The sequence below is a fragment of the Pseudomonas sp. MAG002Y genome (genome assembly GCF_019400845.1).
Classification (GTDB): Bacteria; Pseudomonadota; Gammaproteobacteria; order Pseudomonadales; family Pseudomonadaceae; genus Chryseomonas; species Chryseomonas luteola.
This window is the reverse complement of record NZ_WOEJ01000004.1, coordinates 63,773-78,105: the sequence shown is the minus strand read 5'-3', so window position 1 is coordinate 78,105 and position 14,333 is coordinate 63,773. Positions and strand designations below refer to the sequence as shown.

General features: G+C 57.0%; 14 protein-coding genes. 10 read left to right on the top strand and 4 right to left on the bottom strand.

The window, feature by feature from the left end; genetic code table 11:
- Nucleotides 1–2 precede the first annotated feature (2 nt).
- Nucleotides 3–302, top strand: a complete 300-nt coding sequence (locus tag GM154_RS25595; protein WP_167670396.1) for a DUF2218 domain-containing protein — start codon at nucleotides 3–5, stop codon at nucleotides 300–302.
- 169 nt (nucleotides 303–471) lie between these two features.
- Here GM154_RS25595 and ubiA read toward each other — a convergent pair whose 3' ends face one another.
- Genes ubiA through GM154_RS07305 form a run of 3 tightly spaced genes read right to left on the bottom strand, consistent with a single transcriptional unit; the run spans nucleotide 472 to nucleotide 3,015 of the window.
- Complete coding sequence (gene ubiA, locus GM154_RS07315) at nucleotides 472–1,416, bottom strand: 4-hydroxybenzoate octaprenyltransferase (protein ID WP_258019753.1); 945 nt, start codon at nucleotides 1,414–1,416, stop codon at nucleotides 472–474.
- 57 nt (nucleotides 1,417–1,473) lie between these two features.
- Nucleotides 1,474–2,016, bottom strand: coding sequence for a chorismate lyase (locus tag GM154_RS07310; protein ID WP_219651636.1), 543 nt, complete (start codon nucleotides 2,014–2,016; stop codon nucleotides 1,474–1,476).
- A 45-nt stretch (nucleotides 2,017–2,061) separates the two neighbouring features.
- Nucleotides 2,062–3,015: a LysR family transcriptional regulator gene (locus tag GM154_RS07305; RefSeq protein WP_197871386.1), complete on the bottom strand. Its 954-nt coding sequence runs from the start codon at nucleotides 3,013–3,015 to the stop codon at nucleotides 2,062–2,064.
- A 233-nt stretch (nucleotides 3,016–3,248) separates the two neighbouring features.
- On the opposite strand from GM154_RS07305, the gene GM154_RS07300 reads away from it, so the two are divergent.
- From GM154_RS07300 to aldA, 9 genes are all read left to right on the top strand, one after another.
- The gene (locus tag GM154_RS07300; RefSeq protein WP_219651635.1) at nucleotides 3,249–4,172 is read left to right on the top strand and encodes an amidohydrolase; all 924 of its coding nucleotides are present in this window, start codon (nucleotides 3,249–3,251) and stop codon (nucleotides 4,170–4,172) included.
- A gap of 266 nt (nucleotides 4,173–4,438) precedes the next feature.
- On the top strand, nucleotides 4,439–5,779 hold the full coding sequence (locus GM154_RS07295) for an MFS transporter (RefSeq protein WP_219651633.1): 1,341 nt from the start codon (nucleotides 4,439–4,441) through the stop codon (nucleotides 5,777–5,779).
- Complete coding sequence (rhmD, locus tag GM154_RS07290) at nucleotides 5,760–6,944, top strand: L-rhamnonate dehydratase (RefSeq protein WP_019366663.1); 1,185 nt, start codon at nucleotides 5,760–5,762, stop codon at nucleotides 6,942–6,944. Before GM154_RS07295 ends, rhmD begins: the two co-directional genes overlap by 20 nt.
- Before the next feature lie 72 nt (nucleotides 6,945–7,016).
- Nucleotides 7,017–7,322, top strand: coding sequence for an L-rhamnose mutarotase (gene rhaM / locus GM154_RS07285; RefSeq protein WP_258019752.1), 306 nt, complete (start codon nucleotides 7,017–7,019; stop codon nucleotides 7,320–7,322).
- Nucleotides 7,322–8,380 carry an L-rhamnose/proton symporter RhaT gene (rhaT, locus tag GM154_RS07280; protein WP_219651629.1) on the top strand — a complete coding sequence of 353 codons (1,059 nt, stop codon included), beginning with the start codon at nucleotides 7,322–7,324 and terminating at the stop codon, nucleotides 8,378–8,380. Before rhaM ends, rhaT begins: the two co-directional genes overlap by 1 nt.
- Nucleotides 8,381–8,422: 42 nt before the next feature.
- A complete protein-coding gene (locus tag GM154_RS07275) occupies nucleotides 8,423–9,193 on the top strand; it encodes an SDR family NAD(P)-dependent oxidoreductase (RefSeq protein WP_219651627.1) in 771 nt (256 codons plus the stop codon).
- 59 nt (nucleotides 9,194–9,252) lie between these two features.
- A complete protein-coding gene (locus GM154_RS07270; protein ID WP_219651625.1) occupies nucleotides 9,253–10,635 on the top strand; it encodes an MFS transporter in 1,383 nt (460 codons plus the stop codon).
- 30 nt (nucleotides 10,636–10,665) lie between these two features.
- Nucleotides 10,666–11,466: an HpcH/HpaI aldolase/citrate lyase family protein gene (locus GM154_RS07265; protein WP_197871396.1), complete on the top strand. Its 801-nt coding sequence runs from the start codon at nucleotides 10,666–10,668 to the stop codon at nucleotides 11,464–11,466.
- A gap of 17 nt (nucleotides 11,467–11,483) precedes the next feature.
- Nucleotides 11,484–12,911, top strand: a complete 1,428-nt coding sequence (gene aldA, locus GM154_RS07260) for an aldehyde dehydrogenase (RefSeq protein WP_219651623.1) — start codon at nucleotides 11,484–11,486, stop codon at nucleotides 12,909–12,911.
- Between the two features lie 335 nt (nucleotides 12,912–13,246).
- Here the strand turns inward: aldA and GM154_RS07255 are convergent, their stop codons facing one another.
- Complete coding sequence (locus tag GM154_RS07255; protein ID WP_219651621.1) at nucleotides 13,247–14,023, bottom strand: PoNe immunity protein domain-containing protein; 777 nt, start codon at nucleotides 14,021–14,023, stop codon at nucleotides 13,247–13,249.
- Nucleotides 14,024–14,333: the final 310 nt, after the last annotated feature.

The following is a 14,333-nucleotide window of genomic DNA, read 5'->3' as shown; positions in this document are numbered from 1 at the left end:
TTATGGCATCGTCCGAATCCCGTATCGCCACGGCCAGTCCAGGCCGCTACATCACACGGTTATGCAAGCACTGGGGGCATAAATTCCAGGTGGAATTTGATGACGGAAAGGGCTTCATTCAGTTCCCGGCGGGAACCTGTCACCTTGAGGCGCAAGGCGACGTGTTATTAGCAAAGATCGAGTTTCCTGCTGAAGAGCTGGAGCGGATGGAAGGGGTGGTCGCTGATCATTTGCAGCGGATGGGAAGCGGTGAAACACTTCAGATTGATTGGGTCAGGGTCTCATCAAGCCCGACTGAGTGATCGCCTGTGCCAGGGAGGGGTAAGCGAGTCATTCGTGAAAGCCGCCGTAAAGTCACCAGAACCGCTTGTTCCGGTATCCAATAGGCGCTGCGCCCTGGCTTCACGTTCTCTGTAAGTGTGCAGAGAACGTGAAGCGCCGAAGGCATGGGAAAAAGCTGAAGCCGCCTGATCAGCGCACCAAATAATCCACCACAATCCCTATCCAGATTGCCAGGCCTGCCCAGTGATTATGCAAAAAAGCCTTGAAGCATTTCATGGGGTCCCGGTCCCGTGTACTCAGGAATTCCCAGACAAAACACCCTAGCGCCACCACAAGGCCCAGATAGAACCACGCGCCCATGTGAAAGCGCGCACCGGCAAGGAGCAGGCAGAGCAAGGTAAGGCCCTGCAGCGTCGCGATGATGATGCGGTCTGCGTCGCCAAACAGGATGGCAGTGGATTTCACGCCGATCTTCAGATCGTCTTCCCGATCCGCCATGGCGTAATAGGTGTCGTATCCCACCGTCCAGATCACGTTGGCGATGAATAATAGCCAGGCCTCAGGTGGAAGCGAGCCGGTTTCGGCGGTAAAGGCCATCGGCATTCCCCAGGAGAAAGCTGCGCCCAGCACCACCTGTGGGTAATAGGTGTAGCGCTTCATGAAGGGATACAGCGCAGCGATACCCAGGGCGCCAAAGGACATCCAGATGGTGATGGCGTTGGTAAACAGCACCAGCACGAAGCTGAGCCCAACCAGCACGGCAAAGGCAATCAGAGCTTCCTTGGTTGTTATCCTGCCGGTCGCCAGCGGGCGCGCCTTGGTACGACTGACGTGACCGTCGAAGTTTCGATCGGCAAAGTCATTGATTACACACCCCGCCGAGCGCATCAGGGCGACACCCAGCACGAAAATAATAATGTTCTTCACGCTCGGGCGGCCTTCGCCCGCAATCCACAAGGCCCAGAGTGTTGGCCAGAGCAACAGGTAGATGCCGATGGGCTTGTCCAGTCGCGTCAGTTGGACGAAGTCTTTGATGCGGCTGCTAGGCCGGGTGGTCCCGATGATTTTCTGCGGGGCGGCGGTAGCAAGCGAGGCAGCGGGCTGTGGTTTTTTACGGGAGCGGTTCTTTTTCATTGCGGCGCCGTATCGGAATGAACGAAAGCCCGAGCCGTTTTACGGCGGGCTGGCCGATTATAGCCTCTGATCTTTCAGGAACTGCCAGAACGCCGGCAGAAACACCTCGGCAACCAGTACGCCAAGGCCGTCCCGGCGAAAGACCGAACGCCGAGCCCAGAGCGGCTCCTGACCCTGCACTTCTTCCTGTGGAAGCCAGCCAGCAGGGTAACGCGTGGCCTCCAGCGGGCCGCGGTTAAACGCGTTATCGCTGAACAGCAGAGCGCCTAGTGGGCGTTGGCCCAGTTGAGCCAGCTCAAACCCTGAGGCCTCGAGCGCCTCGCGCGTTGCCACGCTGCGGGCAAACACCCAGCGGGTCTGCGTACCTAACAGGAAAACCTCGCGTACCCAGCCGAGCGTCTCCGACGGCGCGTCCAGGGCCTTGCATTCATCTGCCCTTAGCGGCTGCCATCCTTCAGTAATGACGTCCACCGCAAAGCGGTTACCGCTGAGCTGCGTCAGGCGCTGGGTCAAGGAACCCTCATCTTCAAACAGCCACTTGCGGGGAGCGTCGCCGTCGAGCTGCGCAGCGTTTTGCCAGAAGGGTATGCGTGGGGTCATGTCAGGTGATCTATCCGTTAGAGGCCCATAGCTTAACAGTCAGGCTTATGGCCTGAGTCCGAGATCATTGGCGCGTCGGCGCAGGAGCTGGAGAAAGGTCTCCAACTCTTGGCTCAGGGGTTCGTTCTTGCGCAGCAGCACGCCATAGGGCGCCATCTCTTCCTCGATTTCAAGTGGAAGCGGCACGACGAGCCCGGTCCGCAGATAGTCCGAGACTACCGTTTCGGACAGCACCAGAATCGCCTCGGTCATCTGCACCAGCTGCAGCATGGCAAAGACCGAACTGCATTCGATCACGTCTCGCGGCGAGGGTAGCGAAAGCCGCTCGAAGGCTCGCTCCAGTGCCATGCGGGCCGGACTGGAGGACGGCTGTAAGATCCAGGGCCATTGGCTGACCAGCTCGCTCAGGTCGATTTGGTCGCGCCCCGCCAAGGGATGATCGGCCCGTACGGCTACGACCAGATGCTCGTTACCCAACGGCTCGAACTGATAGCGGCTCCGGTCACTTTCCGCATTTTGACGTGCTACAGCGAGGTCAATGGTGCCCTGGTCCAGTAATTCGATGAGCTGATCGCTGGTGTCTCCCATGATCCGCAGCTTGAGGCGAGGGTACTGACGCTTCATGTCGGCGATGGACTGAACGACCAGATCGGGCGCTGCGCCCATGATGGTGCCGATGGAGAGATACCCATAGCCGCCTTGCTGGCGATCGGTGATGTCTTCGGCGCAGCGGTCGAGCTGCGTTAGGGCGGTGCGGGCAAAGCGCAGGACTTCTTCGCCCAGCGCATTAGGCTTCATACCTCGTGTCTGGCGCTCAAACAGCTCGCAGCCAAAGGCATCTTCGATTTCCTGCAGCATGCGAGTGGTCGCCGGTTGCGACATGTTCAGGGCCTGCGCGGCGCGATGCAAGTTCTGGCTATTGCCCAACGTGACCAGCATGAGCAGGTGCTTGTAACGCAGCCGATTGAATAGGGCGCGCGCGGATGCGGATACGTTCATTGTTGTTCTTCCTTAGCGAACGATGCCGCCTGGGTATCGGTGTTGACCTAATTATTATTGGTAATCACGCGCCATCACAGCTAAAGAGTGGACTCCAACAATAAAAAAGGAATTCACCATGCACACCTCCTTTCTCTCACCTGCCGGCTACGTCATCTATCCGTTGTAGCTACGACGCACACTAACGCTTCGTTATGCGAAGACGACCCTTTCTGATTGGAGGCTTGGCAGCCATGGCGGCACCTGCCCTACAGGCATTCGCACAGGCTCGCGAAACCCTTGCGGTTTACCAGGGACCACGACTTGATGCCCACATTCATCTGTTCGATACGCACCGCCCGGAGGGCATTCCGTGGCCTGAACCAGGCGATACTATCTATCGCCGCACATTGCCGGACGAATATTTCGCCCAGGCAGCGCCCTTGGGCGTCGTGGGTGCGATTGCCGTAGAGGCCAGCCCCTGGCGAAAGGATAACGACTGGCTGCTTGAGGCCGTACGGCACCATACTGGCATGGTGGGCTTTGTCGGCAATCTGGTGCCAAACGATCAACGCTTTGCGGCTGACCTCGACCGGCTGGCAGCCGAGCCCCTATTTCTGGGGATGCGCTACGGCAACCTATGGGATCGTGATTTAACAGAAGACCTTCGAAAGCCTGGCTTTATCGAAGGGTTGCGCCTTCTGGCTCAGAGCGGCAGAGCACTGGACAGTGCCAACCCGACGCGATCCCTGATCGCTGCGCTGCTGGAGGTAAGTGATGCTGTCCCAGACCTTCGTATCGTGGCGGATCACTTGCCTAATGCCCAGGTCCCTCCTGCTGAAGAGCGCGCGTACTGGCGAGACCTGGAGACGTTCGCTGCCCGACCAACGGCCTTCATGAAACTCTCCGAAGTGCCGCAGCGCATACAGGGAACAGTGGGGCTGGACGTTGCGTATTACCAGGAGCACCTGGACCGATTATGGTCGCTATTCGGCGAAGATCGCATCCTGTTTGGCAGTGACTGGCCCAACAGCGATCATCTCGTCTCGCTGGATAAAACCATTGGCCTGACGCAGGCCTACTTGGCTACGAAAACATCGGTAGCTCAGGAGAAAGTGTTTTATCTCAACTCCAGACAGGCCTATCGCTGGAAGTCACGACAGGCACAGCAATCATGACCGATGCATAAAGGGTATCGGATGTAAGTTTATTTCGATTAGTCAGGCATCGCTTCTGCGCTTAGATTCAAGGCGCCTACAACAAAAACAAGGTGACCGTCATGCTCCGCTTGCCTCATGCCGCCCCTACATTCAGATGCCCTCACGCCTGTTTCGACCTTTCTTCCTCTGTCGCTAAACGTCATCGAGAGAGACTGCCCACACGCTAGTGCTTGCCGTCTCGTACGTCGCTCCACGCCCCATAACAATTCCAAGAGGAAACTGGCGTGAACACATTGTCTCCGCACATCATCAAGAAGGTCTCCTGGCGGCTTTTGCCGTTTCTCCTGCTCATGTATGTCCTGGCGTTTCTGGACCGCGCCAACGTAGGGTTCGCCAAGGCTGCCTTTCAGGCAGACACTGGCCTTTCGGATGCGGCATTTGCCTTTGGCGCCGGGATCTTCTTTCTCGGTTATGCCTTTCTGGAGGTGCCCAGTAACCTGATCATGCACAAGGTCGGTGCCCGGCTTTGGATGTGCCGAATCATGGTGACATGGGGCCTGATCTCGGCGGCAATGATGTTCGCTCACAACGAGACGACCTTTTACGTGCTGCGGTTCCTGTTGGGCGTGGCCGAGGCCGGATTCTTTCCGGGCGTCATTCTTTACCTCACATACTGGTTTCCCCAAGGTGCCCGTGCCAGGGCTATGGGGTTCTTTTATTTTGGCGCGCCACTGGCGTTTATTTTCGGAAGTCCACTCTCCGGCCTGCTGCTCGAGTTCGACGGGCTGGGCGGGCTGGATGGTTGGCAATGGCTGTTCATGGTGGAAGGACTCCTGGCGACCGTTGTAGGCGTCTGGGCCTACTGGTATCTGGATAATCGTCCGGGTGATGCCAAATGGCTGGCCGTTGAGGAGCGCCGGGCGTTGCAAGAGACGCTTGACCGTGAGGACCGCGAGAAACTCGCCCACGGTAAAAGCCTGCTCAAGGTACTGACTCATCCCGGCGTCCTCTACCTGTGCCTGATCTATTTCCTGATCCAGACCAGCGTTTATGGCGTGGTGTTTTATCTGCCGACTCAAGTAGCGGGATTGCTAGAGCAGAAGGTCGGCTTTATGGTTGGCTTGGTCACGTCCATTCCCTGGGTATGTGCGCTTGCAGCCGCCTACCTGATTCCGGCCTATTCAGATCGCACCGGTAATCGCCGTGCAACCGCGGCGCTTACCGTCGCTATGGGCGGATTGGGTATTGCCGCCTCGGTAGCGTTCGGCTCGCCGCTGCTGGCGTTGGTCGCTCTGTGTTTTGCCGCCTCTGGGTTCATTGCCGTCCAGCCGATCTTCTGGACGTTTCCCTCAGCCTACCTCGCCGGAAGCGCGGCGGCGGGCAGCATCGCCCTGATCAACTCTATCGGCGCGTTGGGCGGCTTCATGGCACCCAACCTCAAGCGCTGGGCCGAGACTGCCTTTGACTCCACCGCGGCCGGCCTCTACTTCCTTGCCGGCGCCAGCCTTCTGGCCGGTTTGCTGATTCTTGCTGTTCACCGCTTCAGTCCTTCGACGCCCATCAAACGCGCCGCTACGCCACTTAATACGCTGCCAGGAGACGCCCATGAGCATGCCCACCATTAAACACGTTCGTGCCTTCACTCTACGGGGCGGCGGTGCGGATTATCACGACCAAGGCGATGGTCATTGGATCGACGACCATATCTCCACGCCCATGGCAAAGTATCCCGAGTACCGGCAGAGCCGCCGCAGCTTTGGCATTAACGTACTAGGCACCCTGGTGGTGGAAGTGGAGGCCAGCGACGGGACGGTAGGCTTTGCTGTTACCACGGGTGGTGAGTTGGGCGCCTTTATCGTCGAGAAGCACTTGGCGCGCTTCATCGAAGGCGCCAAGGTAACGGACATCGAAAAGATCTGGGACCAGATGTTCAACGCGACCCTCTACTACGGGCGCAAGGGCATTGTCCTCAATACCATTTCGGGCGTGGACTTGGCCTTGTGGGACCTGCTCGGCAAGATTCGCCAGGAGCCGGTCCATCAGCTCCTGGGCGGTCCCGTGCGGGACGAGCTTCAGTTCTATGCCACCGGCGCACGGCCCGATCTGGCCAAGGAAATGGGTTTTATCGGCGGCAAGCTGGCGCTTCAGCACGGCCCCGCTGAGGGTGAAGAAGGGCTGCGCAAGAACATCGAAACGCTGGCCACCATGCGTGAGCGGGTGGGGGACGACTTCTGGCTGATGTTCGACTGCTGGATGAGCCTTGACCTCAACTACGCGACCCGCCTGGCCAATGCGGCAAGCGAGTTTGGCCTCAAGTGGATCGAAGAGGCGCTGCCGCCGGATGATTACTGGGGCTACGCCGCCCTCCGTCAGCAAGTGCCGAGCGGGATGCTGGTCACTACGGGAGAACACGAGGCGACCCGCTGGGGCTTCCGTATGCTCTTGGAGATGGGCTGTTGCGACATCATCCAGCCGGACGTGGGCTGGTGCGGTGGTATCACCGAGTTGATCAAGATCTCGGCGCTGGCTGATGCACACAACGCGCTGGTCGTGCCCCATGGGTCCTCCGTCTACAGCTACCACTTCGTCATTACCCGCACCAACAGCCCATTCTCGGAATTCCTGATGATGGCGCCCAAGGCGGACAAGGTCGTGCCGATGTTCAACCCACAGCTCTTGGACGAGCCGATCCCGATCAATGGCCGCATGAAAGCCTCCGTGTTGGACAAGCCCGGCTTTGGGGTACGGCTAAACCCCGAGTGCCAGCTACATCGACCCTACGATCACTGATAAAGGAGCGCGGCGCGGAGGAACCGCGCCGCCAGACAAGGGACCGCCATAATGCCAACAAAAGCGTTCCGTATGACCTTGCATCCCGGGCAGGCTGAAGAGTACCAGCGCCGGCACGATGAGATCTGGCCTGAGCTGGTCGACGCGCTGCTGGCCGCCGGTGTCGAGGACTATCGCATCTTTCTTGACCCTGAGACGCACGCGCTCTATGCCGTACTGACGCACCGCAGTGAGCATGCTTTAGATGACTTGCCCAACTTGCCAGTGATGAAGCGCTGGTGGCATTACATGGCAGACATCATGGCAACGAACCCGGACCAGTCACCGTTAAGCGTACCGCTCTCGCCCGTCTTTGTACTGACGGCAGGAGATGCTTGATGGAGGTCATCCTGCTGGGTGTCATCCTGCATTTTATTGGCGGCTTTGCTTCTGGCAGTTTTTACATCCCTTATAAGAAAGTGCAGGGCTGGGCCTGGGAAAGCTACTGGATCATTGGCGGCCTGTTCTCCTGGTTGTTCGTACCACTGGTGGCGGCCGTGCTGACTGTCCCCAACTTCACGCATATCATCGGCGAGGCCGATACGTCCACGTTGCTCTGGACCTATACCTTCGGTGTGCTGTGGGGGGTTGGCGGTCTGACGTTTGGCTTGACCATGCGTTACCTGGGGCTTTCGCTGGGCATGTCCATCATCATGGGCCTAACCTCCGCCCTTGGGGCGCTGATGCCTGCAATCTACAAGGACCTGTTCACCGACGAAACCCGAGGCTCCTTTACCGAGCTGGTCGCCAGCGCAGGTGGACATTGGGTGCTGGCGGGCGTTGCCATTTCGCTTGTGGGCATTGCCATCTGTGGGCGGGCGGGTGTCATCAAGGAGCGCGAGGTCTCCGAGGCGACCAAGCAGGCCAGTGTGGCAGAGTTTTCCCTGGCCAAGGGGTGGACGGTCGCCATCATTTCCGGCGTGCTCAGCGCCTGCTTCAGTTATGGCATTTCGGCCGGGCGGCCCCTGGCTGAAGCGGCTGTAGCCCAGGGCACCAATAGCCTGTTCCAGAACAACGTCACTTTCATGCTGATCATGTGGGGCGGGCTGACCACCAACGCCATCTGGTGTCTGCTACTCAATCGGCGAAACCGCTCGTTCCGCAACTACACTGACTCGCGGACGCCGCTGCTGCGCAATTACCTCTTGGCAGCCAGCGCCGGCACGATCTGGTTTCTACAGTTTTTCTTCTATGGCATGGGCGAGAGTCGGCTCAACAACGACGCCAGCTCATGGGTGCTGCATATGTCTTTCATCATTGTCGTGTCGAACCTGTGGGGGCTGTATTTCCGTGAATGGCACGGCACCTCAGCACGTAACAAACGCATCCTGCTGACAGGCATCGTGGTCATCCTGGCTTCGATTGCTATGGTGGGGTATGGCAACTATTTGAAGTAGAGACGACTCGGCCCTGACTTTATCGAACCCAAGGAGACAACCATGCTGCTCGCAGACAAGACCGTCATCATCACCGGCGCCTCCCGTGGCATAGGCCGGGCTATTGCCATGGAGTGCGCCCGACAGGGCGGCAAGGTCGTCATCGGGCACAGCGGTAGCGATTCCAGCAAACCGCAGGTGGCCTCGTTGATTCAGGAAATCGAGCAGGCCGGTAGCCGTGCGGTCGACGTAGGGGCTGATGCTGCCGATCCGGACACCGGCAGCAAGCTCGTCAAGGCGGCAGTAGAGGCGTTTGGCAGTGTGGATGTATTCGTCAACAACGCGGGCGTCTGTCCCTTTCACGCTTTTCTCGATATGCCACGCGAGGTCTATTACAAGACCGTAGACACCAATCTTAATGGTGCCTATTTCGCCGTACAGGCAGCGGCCAATCAAATGAAGGAGCAAGGAAGGGGAGGCTCGATCATTGCCGTCAGCTCGATCAGCGCATTGGTGGGCGGCGCGATGCAGACGCACTACACACCCACCAAGGCCGGGCTGCTGTCACTCATGCAGTCCTGTGCCATTGCCCTTGGCCCGTACGGCATACGCTGCAATGCCGTACTGCCGGGCACTATCGAGACCGATATCAACAAGGACGACCTGGCCGATCAGGAAAAACGCGACTACATGATTAAACGGACACCCCTGGGACGCCTGGGAGAGCCGGATGACCTGGCCGGCCCGGTCGTATTCCTCGCATCGGACATGGCCAGGTACGTCACTGGTGCATCCCTACTGGTAGACGGGGGAATGTTCGTGAACTTGCAATAGCGTTTCCGGTTCCGGGTTTATTTGGAACACCGCTCCATTTCGATTCCTGGAGAGCCTTGATGAATAACAACAATATGCAGGCAACAGCGAGTGCAACAACGGGTGTAACAGCGAGTGCAACAACGGGGACTGCGTCTACCTCGCGGGAAACCATGATCCCGGCCAAGAGTGCCCGGCTCAAGCGTATTCAATGGGTAGCGCTGACACTGCTGGTGCTGGCGGGGTTCGTCAATTACCTGGACCGCAGCACCCTGGCCATCGCTAACCAGACCATCAGCCAGGAGCTGTCTTTCACGCCGACCGAAATGGGGCTTTTGCTCTCCGTCTTTTCCTGGGCGTATGCCGTGGCGCAGCTGCCGATCGGCGGCATTCTCGACCGTTTTGGTGCCCGTCTGACCCTAGGCCTGGGGATCTGCCTCTGGTCGATTGCCCAAGGTATGCTGGGATTACTCAGTAGCCTGAACCATATGATCCTGGCGCGTATCGGTCTGGGTGTCGGTGAGGCCCCTCAATTTCCGGCCGGCGCTAAGGTTGTCAGCGAGTGGTTCAACATCAAGGAGCGAGGGCTGCCGTCTGGCATCTTCAACATGGCATCCTCCCTCGGGCCGGCAATTGCCCAGCCGATTCTCGCCGCGCTGCTTCTGGGCCTGGGCTGGCGGGCGATGTTCATCGCCATGGGCGTAATGGGTGTGGGCGTGGCAATCGTCTGGTACGCCGTCTATCGCAACCGTGATGAAGTCAGCCTTACCGCGCAGGAACAACACTATCTCGACGAAGGCATGGCCAAGGGTGACAGCACGGGCCGTATGACCTTTGCCGAATGGCGTGGACTCTTCAAGCTGCGTGTGACCTGGGGCATCGTGTTTGGCTACGTCGGCATCATCTACATGTTGTCCTTATACTTGACATGGCTGCCTGCGTATCTGGAGCGGACCCATCATCTGTCCCTTGCCAGCGCAGGCTGGGTCGCCAGTATTCCGTTCCTCGCCGGAGCCGCGGGCGTCATCAGCGGCGGCCTCTTGGTAGACCGCGTGATCCGTGGCGGCGCCAGCGTCAGCCGCAGCCGTAAATGGCCGATCTGCGGCGGCCTGATCGGTGCAGGCTTCTTCACGGTCCTGGGCGCCTATGCCCAGGGCGTCGTCCCGGTCATGGCGTTATTCAGTGCGGCACTGTTCTGCCTGAATGTAGCAGTAGCCGGCACATGGTCCCTCGTCAGTGTGGCAGTACCGTCACGTATGGTGGCCTCCCTCGCCAGCATCCAGAACTTTGGCGGCTATTTCGGCGGTGCCTTTGCTCCAGTCGTGACCGGTATGGTCGTACAGCAGACCGGCTCGTTCACACTCGCCCTGGTCATCGCAGCCCTGATCGCACTGCTCGGCGCTGCGAGCTACTTCTTTGTCGTCAAGCTTCCTGAAAAAGGGGGGCATCTGGCTTCTCACTGATCCCTAACGTTCAACACAACAGGACTTCTTATGCAGATGCCACACAACGCCTTCAAGGCAGCGCTCAAGAAAGACCAGACCACCTACGGCATCTGGGCCGGCTTTGCTACAGGCTACGCGGCGGAAATCATTGCCAGCCTTGGCTATGACTGGATGCTGATCGATGGCGAACATGCGCCTAATACCGTGCCGACGATCCTGGCCCAGCTCCAGGCGGTCGCACCTTATGCCACCCAACCTGTAGTACGGGCCGTAACCGGTGACAGCGTGCTGATCAAGCAGCTACTCGATATCGGCGTCCAGACCCTGATGGTGCCTATGGTGGAAACAGCCGAGCAGGCGCGTGAGCTGGTCCGGGCCATGCGCTATCCACCCCATGGTATTCGTGGGGTTGGCGGTGGGTTGGCCCGTGCAACCCGTTGGGATGGTGTGCCGGATTACCTGGCTACTGCCCATGAGGAGCTCTGCCTGATCGTACAGGTTGAGTCGGCCAAAGGGGTCGAGAACGTCGAAGCGATTGCTGCGGTAGAGGGGGTCGACGCGGTCTTTGTCGGTCCAGCTGACCTGTCCTCGGGGTTGGGCTATCCCGGTAACCCTGGTCATCCCGACGTGCAGGCCAAGATTCGGCACGCCATCGATGCCACCCGCGCCGCGGGCAAAGTCAGCGGCATTCTTGCCCCTCAAGAGGATGACGCTCGCCGCTACCAGAGCTGGGGCTGCCAGTTCATTGCCGTGGGCATCGATATCAGCCTGATGCGTCAGGCAGCCCTGGATAATCTGCGTCGCTACAAGGAAGGCCCGGCCGTCAGCGCGCCTTCGCGAACCTACTAAAACAAGAGGAACCGGCCATGACCCAACCGTATCAGAACTTCATCAATGGCGCATTTCAGCCCAGCAGCGAGCACCTTGGTGTTTTCAACCCGGCCACTGGTGTGCGATTGACCGACGTGCCTGCTTCCAACAGCGATGACGTAAACCGCGCCATCGAGGCTGCACGTGCCGCCCAGAAAGCCTGGGCAAAAAAGCCCGCTATAGAGCGCGCTGGGTACTTGCGCAAAATCTCCGCCAAGATCCGTGAGCATGCGCCTCGACTGGCGCGCATCATTACCGAAGAGCAAGGCAAGGTCAGTGGTCTGGCTGAAGTCGAAGTCAACTTCACAGCTGATTACATCGACTACATGGCAGAGTGGGCGCGCCGCATCGAAGGCGAAATCATCACCAGCGACCGGCCTAACGAAAACATCTTTCTGTTCCGTAAGCCCCTGGGGGTAGTCGCAGGCATCCTGCCCTGGAATTTCCCGTTCTTCCTCATTGCCCGTAAGATGGCTCCAGCTTTGGTAACGGGCAACACCATCGTTATCAAACCCAGCGAAGAGACGCCGATCAACTGCTTCGAATTTGCCAAACTGGTCGCCGAAACGGACTTACCTCCTGGCGTGTTCAACGTTGTCAGTGGAGCGGGGGAGGTAGGCGGGACGCTCAGCACCCATGCCGGTGTCGACATGATCAGCTTTACCGGCAGTGTTGCTACCGGTGCGCGCATCATGGCGTCGGCTGCACCCAACCTCACCAAGCTCAACCTTGAGCTCGGCGGCAAGGCACCGGCTATCGTGCTGGCCGACGCTGATTTAGATCTCGCCGTCCGCGCCATCCGCGGCTCACGCATCATCAATACCGGACAGGTCTGTAACTGTGCCGAGCGCGTATACGTCGAGCGTGGCGTAGCCGATGAATTCATCTCACGTGTCAGTGCTGCCATGAGTGAAACGCGCTACGGAGATCCGCTTGCCGACCCCTCGGTAGAAATGGGCCCGCTGATCAACCAGGCCGGACTCGATAAAGTTGCAGAACGTGTGCGTACGGCAGTCAGTCAGGGCGCTACAGTCATCTCTGGTGGCAAGGTCGCAGATATTCCCCAAGGCTTCCACTACGAACCCACCGTACTGGCTGGCTGCCGTGAAGACATGACCATCATGCGTGAGGAGATCTTTGGTCCCGTCCTACCAATCCAGATCGTCGACAGCCTGGACGAGGCAATCGCCTTGGCAAACAACTCCGAATACGGCCTCACCTCATCCGTCTATACCCGCAGCCTGAGCAAAGCCATGCAAGCCTGCCGCGAAATTGATTTTGGCGAAACCTATATCAACCGCGAAAACTTTGAAGCCATGCAAGGCTTCCATGCGGGTGTACGCAAGTCAGGGGTTGGAGGGGCGGATGGAAAGCATGGGTTGTATGAATACACCCATACGCAGGTGGTTTATATGGAGTGCTAATAAGATCGCCCACCTAAATGGGTGGGCATCTTTAATTTGAAAAACTTAATTTATTTGCGTACTTAGAAAAACTCTTTACCAAGAGCCATAAGGCGCACTGTATTTGTCTACATAATTCTTGGTTATTTCAAATGGGGACCGTATTTGATGCCAGGTGTATCCATATACGGTCCTGCTTTAGCTACAGCGCTTTTTCTTAGGATAATTTATCAGATCGTTGCCTCTGTTTGATCCTTTAATAATTAGGCAGAAACCTTGTAATGAGTTTGCCTGGTATTAAAGATCAAGAGTCTGGTCAGAAGAAGGTTTCTCCTGCATAAGCCTTGAATTATGGTTCATTGAGCTATTTTTTGGTTGCGAGCATAAGCGACCAAATCTTTGGGATACACCATATGACTGATTTGGCTGTCATCTATGCCATAAAGATAGGCCACAGCGCCGGCTTCGAAAGCCCAGTAACCAAAATATGCGCCTTCGGTTGAGGTCATGCTAAAATGGGTATCATGCCACGTTGTACGTTTGAATGACGGATACCATTCTTTACAATACTGATTTAGAAGTTTTGAGGCCTCATCTTTAGTTTCGGCATACATTGCATGTATCAAGGTAGTGTAAGGCTTATCATGGTACCATTCATCAATTTCTGCACGATTGGGTAGTACACTTCCTACAAGCTCTTCATAAAGCGTATCTTCAGCTGCATATCCTGGATCAACAATTTTAGTAATACGCTCTAGGAGATCCTTGCGATTAAGTAACACAGCTATTCCGGTCAGTTGGAGGCAGTCTTCATAATCTTCAAGTTGGTCAAGACCTAGAGGCGACATCTTAAGTTCATTTTCATAACGCCCGAGAGCTAGTTGATAGTTCTCGTAGGCAGAAATTACTTTTTCGAAAGAGTCTTCGATCTGCCGTATTGGCTGTCCAGCTGTATAATCAAGAATCCAGGCCATCAGCTCATTTTGAGCTATTAGCATAGTTGCAACTGACTCGGCTTCTTCAGGCGTATCCGCTTGCGGTTTGGTGACTTTTAAGAGTTCGATATCTCCTAAAAAATAATTTCGCGTATTTTCGTAATATAGCGAGGTCAAGAAAACTTGTCGAGCTTGCATTTGCTACGGCTCCGCAAAGCTTAGTTGGGCTTCTATATATTTTCGCTAATGCTATTTAGTAAAGTCCTGACTCCATTTCATCTATAATTGGATGCAGTATTCATGTGACTTCTAGGGGCGTATTTTAGTAGCAGGCCTCACATGACGTATTGATGGGCTGCTCGAGTGATCAAGAGGAGCATAAGGATTATGAATCTATTAACTTTTTATTTGGGCGATGAGAGGGTTAAATTTCGATGTAGATGGTTAGTTGTAATTTCGCCTATGGCTCATTTCATATAAATACTTAGATGTACATTGTTTTGTCGCT

What these genes read in the sequence shown, in the direction of transcription:
- GM154_RS25595 (WP_167670396.1), top strand. Translation starts at nt 3, where the DNA reads ATGGCATCGTCCGAATCCCGTATCGCCACGGCCAGTCCAGGCCGCTAC.
- ubiA (WP_258019753.1), bottom strand. Translation starts at nt 1,416, where the DNA reads ATGAAAAAGAACCGCTCCCGTAAAAAACCACAGCCCGCTGCCTCGCTT.
- GM154_RS07310 (WP_219651636.1), bottom strand. Translation starts at nt 2,016, where the DNA reads ATGACCCCACGCATACCCTTCTGGCAAAACGCTGCGCAGCTCGACGGC.
- GM154_RS07305 (WP_197871386.1), bottom strand. Translation starts at nt 3,015, where the DNA reads ATGAACGTATCCGCATCCGCGCGCGCCCTATTCAATCGGCTGCGTTAC.
- GM154_RS07300 (WP_219651635.1), top strand. Translation starts at nt 3,249, where the DNA reads ATGGCGGCACCTGCCCTACAGGCATTCGCACAGGCTCGCGAAACCCTT.
- rhmD (WP_019366663.1), top strand. Translation starts at nt 5,760, where the DNA reads ATGAGCATGCCCACCATTAAACACGTTCGTGCCTTCACTCTACGGGGC.
- rhaM (WP_258019752.1), top strand. Translation starts at nt 7,017, where the DNA reads ATGACCTTGCATCCCGGGCAGGCTGAAGAGTACCAGCGCCGGCACGAT.
- rhaT (WP_219651629.1), top strand. Translation starts at nt 7,322, where the DNA reads ATGGAGGTCATCCTGCTGGGTGTCATCCTGCATTTTATTGGCGGCTTT.
- GM154_RS07275 (WP_219651627.1), top strand. Translation starts at nt 8,423, where the DNA reads ATGCTGCTCGCAGACAAGACCGTCATCATCACCGGCGCCTCCCGTGGC.
- GM154_RS07270 (WP_219651625.1), top strand. Translation starts at nt 9,253, where the DNA reads ATGAATAACAACAATATGCAGGCAACAGCGAGTGCAACAACGGGTGTA.
- GM154_RS07265 (WP_197871396.1), top strand. Translation starts at nt 10,666, where the DNA reads ATGCAGATGCCACACAACGCCTTCAAGGCAGCGCTCAAGAAAGACCAG.
- aldA (WP_219651623.1), top strand. Translation starts at nt 11,484, where the DNA reads ATGACCCAACCGTATCAGAACTTCATCAATGGCGCATTTCAGCCCAGC.
- GM154_RS07255 (WP_219651621.1), bottom strand. Translation starts at nt 14,023, where the DNA reads ATGCAAGCTCGACAAGTTTTCTTGACCTCGCTATATTACGAAAATACG.